General features: G+C 67.9%; 8 protein-coding genes. 6 read left to right on the top strand and 2 right to left on the bottom strand.

All coding sequences use genetic code 11. The annotated features are described in order from the left end of the window. The 6 genes from BJQ90_RS19315 to fabF all read left to right on the top strand — a co-directional run. Positions 1–1,383, top strand: a 1,383-nt coding sequence (locus BJQ90_RS19315; protein WP_413463720.1) for a transketolase-like TK C-terminal-containing protein, incomplete at its 5' end; no start/stop codon positions are given. 200 nt (positions 1,384–1,583) lie between these two features. Further along, positions 1,584–2,828, top strand: coding sequence for a PucR family transcriptional regulator (locus tag BJQ90_RS19310; protein ID WP_226761812.1), 1,245 nt, complete (start codon positions 1,584–1,586; stop codon positions 2,826–2,828). Between the two features lie 87 nt (positions 2,829–2,915). Beyond that, complete coding sequence (locus BJQ90_RS19305; protein ID WP_226761811.1) at positions 2,916–3,845, top strand: ACP S-malonyltransferase; 930 nt, start codon at positions 2,916–2,918, stop codon at positions 3,843–3,845. Beyond that, positions 3,842–4,903, top strand: a complete 1,062-nt coding sequence (locus tag BJQ90_RS19300) for a beta-ketoacyl-ACP synthase III (RefSeq protein ID WP_226761810.1) — start codon at positions 3,842–3,844, stop codon at positions 4,901–4,903. The genes BJQ90_RS19305 and BJQ90_RS19300 overlap by 4 nt, the downstream gene beginning before the upstream one ends. A gap of 131 nt (positions 4,904–5,034) precedes the next feature. Beyond that, positions 5,035–5,280, top strand: coding sequence for an acyl carrier protein (locus BJQ90_RS19295; RefSeq protein WP_011692310.1), 246 nt, complete (start codon positions 5,035–5,037; stop codon positions 5,278–5,280). Between the two features lie 155 nt (positions 5,281–5,435). Continuing rightward, positions 5,436–6,671, top strand: coding sequence for a beta-ketoacyl-ACP synthase II (fabF, locus tag BJQ90_RS19290; RefSeq protein WP_226761809.1), 1,236 nt, complete (start codon positions 5,436–5,438; stop codon positions 6,669–6,671). A gap of 115 nt (positions 6,672–6,786) precedes the next feature. Here fabF and BJQ90_RS19285 read toward each other — a convergent pair whose 3' ends face one another. Then, the gene (locus tag BJQ90_RS19285) at positions 6,787–7,290 is read right to left on the bottom strand and encodes a DUF3145 domain-containing protein (protein WP_024368243.1); all 504 of its coding nucleotides are present in this window, start codon (positions 7,288–7,290) and stop codon (positions 6,787–6,789) included. A gap of 296 nt (positions 7,291–7,586) precedes the next feature. Continuing rightward, a partial coding sequence (locus BJQ90_RS19280) for a tyrosine-type recombinase/integrase (protein ID WP_226761813.1) occupies positions 7,587–7,732 on the bottom strand: 146 nt, incomplete at its 5' end.

Here is a 7,732-nt window from a genome sequence, read left to right as displayed (position 1 = left end):
CACCCCGGCATGGACTCCCCCGAGATCCAGTACCTGATGGAACGCCGCCGCGCGCTCGGCGGCTTCGTCCCCGAACGCCGCTCCAAGCACTCCGGGGTCAAGCTCCCGGAGGAGAAGGTCTACGAAGTCGCGAACCGCGGCTCCGGCAAGCAGCTGGCAGCCACCACCATGGCGTTCGTCCGGCTGCTCAAGGACCTCATGCGGGACAAGGAATTCGGCCAGCGGATCGTGCCGATCATCCCGGACGAGGCGCGCACCTTCGGCATGGACGCGTTCTTCCCGACGGCGAAGATCTACAACCCGAACGGCCAGAACTACCTGTCCGTGGACCGCGAGCTCGTCCTGGCCTACAAGGAGTCCATCTCCGGCCAGATCGTGCACGCCGGCATCAACGAGGCCGGTTCCGTGGCCGCGTTCACCGCCGCGGGAACGTCCTACGCCACGCACGGCGAGCCGCTGATCCCGATCTACGTGTTCTACTCGATGTTCGGCTTCCAGCGCACCGGTGATTCCTTCTGGGCCGCCGCGGACCAGATGACCCGCGGCTTCATCATCGGCGCCACCGCCGGTCGCACCACGCTGACCGGCGAAGGCCTGCAGCACGCCGACGGCCACTCCCCGATCCTGGCCGCCACCAACCCGGCCGTCCTGAGCTACGACCCTGCCTACGGCTACGAGATCGGCGTCATCATGCGCGACGGCCTCAACCGCATGTATGGTCCGGGCCTCGCGGACAACGACCCGTCGCGGAACGTGATGTACTACATCACGGTCTACAACGAGCCGATCTCCCAGCCGGCAGCTCCGGCGGAACTCGACGTCGAGGGCATCATCAAGGGCATCTACCTGCTGGCGCCGGCCAAGATTGACGGCCCGCGCACGCAGATCCTCGCCTCCGGCGTCTCGGTACCGTGGGCCCTCGAGGCCCAGCGGATCCTCGCCGAGGACTGGGGCGTCTCCGCCGACGTCTGGTCCGTCACGTCCTGGACCGAACTGCGCCGCGACGCCATGGCCGCCGAGGAAGAAGCCTTCCTCAACCCCGGCCAGCCCGCCCGCGTCCCGTTCGTGGCCCAGCAGCTCGCCGGCGCCACCGGCCCGATCGTGGCCGTCACCGACTACATGAAGGCCGTCCCGGACCAGATCCGCCAGTTCCTGCCGAACGAGTTCGCCTCGCTCGGCGCGGACGGGTTCGGCTTCTCCGACACCCGCGCCGCTGCCCGCCGCTTCTTCAAGAACGACATCCACTCCGTGGTTGTGCGTTCCCTGCAGATGCTGGCCCGCCGCGGCGAGGTGGATGCCCAGGCCCCGGCCCAGGCAATCGAGAAGTACCGCCTGCACAACGTCAACGCCGGCACCACCGGCAACGCCGGCGGCGACTCCTAGAGTCAGTCCAGCAGCGTACGACGGCGGTCCCCACCGGAAGGTGGGGGCCGCCGTCGGCGTTAATCAGCGTTCCTGTGCCCGTCCGGGAACCCGGCGCGGCTGCGGTGCGCCGATGTGATCCAGCACTGTGATCCAGCACAAGGTGCCTTGTAGCCTTTGCACAAATGGAGCTTGGGCGGGCTGCACCGTATGCTCGAAGCATGGCCGAGCCGATCACCACTCCCGCAAAACGCAAGCCCGCCTCGAGGGCGATGTCCCCGGAAAAGGTCGAGACGCTCAAGAAGCTCCGGGGCAGCGTCGGGCAGCTCTCCACGACGACGCTGCGGCAGTTGGAGAAGTCCCTGCCGTGGTACAGCCGGCTAAACTCGGACGAACGCTCCGCCCTGGGCATGGTGGCCCAGAACGGCATCGCCGCCTTCGTCACCTGGTACGAGCGCCCCAGCTCGCCGTCGTGGATCCTTTCCGACGTCTTCGGCACCGCGCCAACCGAACTCACCCGCTCCATCAGCCTGCAAAAGGCCCTCCAGCTGATCCGGATCGTCGTTGAGGTCGTCGAGGACCAGGTCCCCGTGATCGCCCCCGAGGCGGACCAGGGCGCGTTGCGCGAGGCGGTGCTGAGGTACTCCCGGGAGGTGGCCTTCGCCGCCGCCGACGTCTACGCCCGCGCCGCCGAAACCCGCGGATCGTGGGACACCCGGCTCGAAGCCCTCATCGTGGATGCGATCCTGCGCGGCGAAAACACCGATGCCCTGCGGTCCCGGATTGCCGCCCTGGGCTGGAAGGCGCAGGAGCGTTTCACTGTCATGGTGGGAAATTCCCCGTCCGAACCGAACGCCAGCTACGTCAGCGAACTGCGCCGCACGGCCGGACGCTTCGCCGAGGACGCCCTCGTCGGGATCCAGGGCGACCGGCTGATCCTCATCCTTGGCGGGCTCCACGACCGCGAGACCGCCTACCTGAAACTCGCCGAACTCTTCGCTCCGGGGCCGGTCGTCTACGGCGCCGAAGCGGATTCCCTGCTGGACGCCAGCGGCTCCGCCCAGTCCGCCTTTGCGGGGCTGACTGCTGCCCGCGCCTGGCCCGCCGCGCCGCGCCCGGTGGCTGCCGATGACCTCCTGCCCGAGCGTGTGATCTCCGGCGACGACGCCGCCCGGCGTTCCCTCGTCAAGAATATTTACCGGCCCCTCATCGCGGCCTCCAACGGGCTGGTGGAGACCCTGGGCACCTACCTCGAACTCGGACATTCCCTCGAAGCCACGGCCCGTGAACTCTTCGTCCACGCCAACACCGTGCGCTACCGGCTCAAACGCGTCTGTGACGTCACGGGGTGGGATCCGCTGTTGCCGCGGGAAGCCTTTGTGCTCCAGACCGCCCTCGTTGTGGGCCGGCTCGCGACCCCGCCGAAGCCCGCCACCGAACGACAGCCGTCGCGTAACAACCTCTGAGCAGTTGTAGACTTCCTACAAAGTGACCCTGTGAGCTTGGTGCATGAATACACCGATAATCACGCCGTAGTTTGGAAAGCTGGATACGTGCTTGCAATCGTCTGCCCTGGACAGGGCTCCCAGACCCCCGGCTTTCTCGCCCCTTGGCTGGAACTGCCCCCCGTCGCAGGCCACTTGGCCGCCCTGAGCGAAATCGCAGGTATCGACCTCACCGCCCACGGCACCACCTCGGATGAAGAGACGATCAAGGACACCGCCGTGGCGCAGCCCCTGATCGTCGCCGCCGGGCTGGTGGCCGCGCAGTCCCTCTTCGACGTCGAACTCGCCACCTTGCCGGTCATCCTTGCCGGCCACTCCGTGGGCGAAATCACAGCCTCCGCCCTCGCCGGCGTGCTGACTGAAACCGAAGCCATGACCTTCGTCCGTGAACGCGCCAACGGCATGGCAGCCGCCGCGGCGGCCACGCCCACCGGCATGAGCGCCGTGGTGGGCGGCGACCCCGCTGAAGTGCTGGCCGCGATCGAGGCCTGCGGTGCCACGGCAGCCAACGTCAACGGCGCGGGCCAGACCGTCGCCGCCGGAACCCTTGACCAGCTCAAGGCCCTCGCGGAAAACCCCCCGGCCAAGGCCCGGGTCATTCCGCTGAAAGTCGCCGGCGCGTTCCACACCTCACACATGTCTCCCGCCGTCGCGGCACTGCAGGCCCTCCGGCCCAAGCTGCACCCGCGGAACCCGCAGGTCCCCCTGCTGTCCAACTTCGACGGCGCGCAGGTCACCAATGGTGACGCCGCCGTGGAGAGCCTGATCGCCCAGGTGTCCCGCCCGGTCCGCTGGGACCGCTGCATGGAAACACTCGTGCAGCGGGGCGTAACCGGCCTCATTGAACTGGCCCCCGCCGGAACACTGGCCGGCCTCGCCAAGCGCGGCATGCCGGGCGTGAAGACCGTCACCGTCAAGACCCCGGACGACCTGTCCGCCGCCCTGGCCCTATTCGCAGAACTGGAAGGACAGGCATGAGCGTTCCCACTTTGAAGCAGGCGCCCCTGCACGAGAACACCCGCATTATGGGAGTCGGTGCGTACCGGCCGGACGTGATCGTCACCAACGAGGACGTCTGCCAGTGGATCGACTCCTCCGACGAGTGGATCCGCCAGCGCACCGGCATCATCACCCGGCACCGCGCCCCCGCCGACATCAGCGTCATCGACATGGCCGAAGGCGCCGCCCGCGAGGCCCTGCATAAAGCCGGGATCGAGGCGTCCCAGCTCGGCGCCGTCATCGTCTCCACCGTGACGCACCCCTACGCGACGCCGTCCGCGGCGGCCAGCCTCGCCGACCGCCTCGGCGCGACACCGGCCCCGGCCTTTGACATCTCCGCCGCGTGCGCCGGGTACTGCTACGGCATCGCCCAGGCCGACGCGCTGGTCCGTTCAGGCGCCGCCAACTATGTCCTCGTGGTGGGCGCCGAAAAGCTTTCCGACGTCATCGACAACACCGAGCGCACCATCTCCTTCCTGCTCGGCGACGGCGCGGGCGCCGTTGTGATCGGCCCCTCTGACACCCCCGGCATCGGACCGTCGGTGTGGGGCTCGGACGGCAGCAAGTGGGACGCGATCGGCATGACCCACTCCATGCTGGACCTCCGCGAGCTCGCCACCGCTGGCAGGCAGGGCGGTGCGCTGAGCGCCGAAGAAGCCGCCGTCACCGACGCGGCCGTCTGGCCCACGCTCCGCCAGGACGGCCAGACGGTCTTCCGCTGGGCAGTCTGGGAAATGGCCAAGGTGGCCCAGCAGGCACTGGACGTCGCCGGCATCACGGCCGAGGACCTCGCGGCCTTCATCCCGCACCAGGCGAACATGCGGATCATCGACGAGATGGCCAAAAAACTCAAGCTGCCGGAGCACGTCATCATCGCGCGGGACATCGCCGACGCCGGCAACACCTCCGCGGCCTCCATCCCCCTCGCCACCCACCGCCTGCTGCAGGAAAACCCGCAGCTCAGCGGCGGGCTTGCACTGCAGATCGGCTTCGGCGCCGGGCTGGTCTTCGGTGCCCAAGTGATCGTGCTTCCGTAGGCGTCCTTGTTTCCCCCAGCTTTCCCCCAGCCTTAAATCCCACCGCAAGCCGAACCCTCGGTTTGAATCATTTCCGTCCCGGGATGCCGGCACACCGGCAGCCCGGGACAACAACAGAAAAGGAGCCATCAATGGCGAGCAACGAAGAGATCCTGGCCGGCCTGGCTGAAATCGTCAACGAAGAGACCGGCCTGGCCACCGAGGCCGTCGAACTGGACAAGTCCTTCACCGAGGACCTGGACATCGACTCCATCTCGATGATGACCATCGTCGTCAACGCTGAAGAGAAGTTCGGCGTGCGCATCCCGGACGAAGAGGTCAAGAACCTCAAGACCGTCGGCGACGCCGTCAGCTTCATCGCGAACGCACAGGCCTAATTCAGGCCCCGGCCGGTCCGGGGGCGCAACTGCACCCCCGGACCGCGCCACTTGCAGGACCATCCACTGCACCACCCCAGAGTTTTTCAAACGCGGGCCCCGGCAACCTCTCCCAGGTGCCGGATACGGCTGGCGCACCGACAGAGAGTGATCCCATGGCACGCAAAGTAGTCATTACCGGTCTGGGTGCCACCACACCCATTGGCGGCGATGTCCCCACGATGTGGAAGAACGCGCTCAAGGGCGTCTCCGGCGCGCACACGCTTGAAGATGACTGGGTGGCCAAGTACGAACTGCCCGTCCACTTTGCCGCACGCGCCACCACCCCCGCGACTGAGGTCCTGAGCCGGGTCGAGGCCAAGCGCATGGACCCCTCCACCCAGTTCGCCGTCGTCGCCTCCCGCGAGGCCTGGGCCGACTCCGGCATCACGGAAGTTGACCACGACCGCCTGGCCGTGGCCTTCGCCACCGGCATCGGCGGAGTCTGGACCCTCCTTGACGCCTGGGACACCCTGCGCGAAAAGGGCCCCCGACGCGTCCTGCCGATGACCGTGCCCATGCTGATGCCCAACGGCCCGGCAGCAGCCGTCAGCCTTGACCTGGGTGCCCGCGCCGGCGCCCACACCCCCGTCTCCGCCTGCGCGTCCGGCACCGAAGCCGTGCACATGGGCCTGGACCTGATCCGCTCCGGCAAGGCCGACGTCGTCGTCTGCGGTGGCGCCGAAGCCGCCATCCACCCGATGCCGATCGCAGCATTTGCCTCCATGCAGGCGCTCTCGCGCCGCAACGACGACCCCGAGCACGCCTCGCGCCCCTACGACCTCGACCGCGACGGCTTCGTCATGGGCGAAGGCGCCGGTGCCCTGGTGCTGGAGGCCGAAGAACACGCCCTGGCCCGCGGCGCCCGGATCTACGCCGAACTCGCCGGCACCTCGGTCACCGCCGACGCATACCACATCACCGCCCCGGACCCCCAGGGCCTCGGCGCCACCCGGGCGTTGAAGGCAGCCATGTTCGACGGCCGCATCCAGCCTGAGGACGTGGTGCACGTCAACGCGCACGCCACCTCCACCCCGGTCGGCGACAAGCCCGAGTACGCGGCCCTCAAGGCCGCCCTGGGCAAGCAGCTGGACAACGTCGCAGTCTCCGCCACCAAGTCGCAGATGGGGCACCTGCTGGGCGCTTCGGGTGCGGTGGAAGCCGTGCTGACCGTCATGGCCATCTACGACCGCAAGGCGCCGGTGACCATCAACCTCGAGCACCAGGATCCGGAGATCCCGCTCGACGTCGTCACGACCGCCCGCGACCTGCCGTCCGGCAGCATCGCGGCGCTGAGCAACTCCTTCGGCTTCGGCGGCCACAACGCCGTGATCGCGGTGCGGAGCATCTAGCTCCGGATCCGGCGCTGCACGCCAGGATGGCGGCAATGTTCCTCGGGAACATTGCCGCCATCTGTCGTCCGGGGCTGCTATGGGTCGTTTTGCGGTGTGCCGGCTGCGGCGGGAGCTAGCCGACCTGGTGGAGCCAGCGCACCGGGGCGCCTTCGGCCGCGTGCCGGAATGGCTCGAGTTCCTCGTCCCAGGCTTCGCCGAGGGCGAGGGAGAGCTCATGGTAGACCGCGGAGGGGTCGCCGGCGCCGGATTCGTAGGCGTAGCGGATGCGGTCTTCGGAGACCATGATGTTGCCGTGCACGTCCGTGGCGGCGTGGAAAATGCCAAGCTCGGGCGTGTGCGACCAGCGGCCGCCATCAACGCCCTGGCTGGGCTCTTCGGTGACCTCATAACGCAGGTGCGCCCAGCCTCGGAGAGCGGACGCCAATTGCGCCCCCGTGCCCGGGTTTCCGGTCCACGACAGCTCGGCCCGGAACATTCCGGGCGCTGCTGGCTGAGCAGTCCACTCAAGATCCGTCCGCTTGTCCACAACAGAACCTATGGCCCACTCAACGTGGGGGCACAGGGCAGTTGGGGCCGAGTGAACGAACAACACACCGCGGGTCAGTGCAACAGACATTCCATCCTCCATAGCTGTAGGTACGTCTTCCCCAACGACCTCTGCCTGGATGTCTGTCTGTTGCGCGGGTCCGTAGTGAGCGGTGGTCCTTGCCAGACTATTAAGTTACTGCCCGGTTTCCCCGTGGAACCTGATGCCAAAGGGCCTCAAGCGACACTTCAAAGTTGCCGGACGTGAGTCTTATTCTGCCGTACCCCACCTCATTACGCCAGTGCAATCCGGCGCGTCTTTCCCGGCGCGCCGCGCGGCGTCACGTAGGGACCCAGCCGGGGTCCGGGCGGCCCGACGCTCCGGGTTCAGGCCCTCGGATGGGCCTGCTGGTAGCTTTGCCGGAGCCTCTCGACGGAGACGTGGGTGTAGATCTGGGTGGTGGCCAGGCTGCTGTGGCCCAGGATTTCCTGCACCGCGCGGAGGTCTGCCCCGCCGTCGAGCAGGTGCGTGG

The sequence above is a fragment of the Arthrobacter sp. SO3 genome (genome assembly GCF_020532825.1).
Taxonomy (GTDB): domain Bacteria; phylum Actinomycetota; class Actinomycetes; order Actinomycetales; family Micrococcaceae; genus Arthrobacter.
Note: the sequence above shows the minus strand (reverse complement) of the source record. Positions and strands in the feature narration are given on the sequence as shown.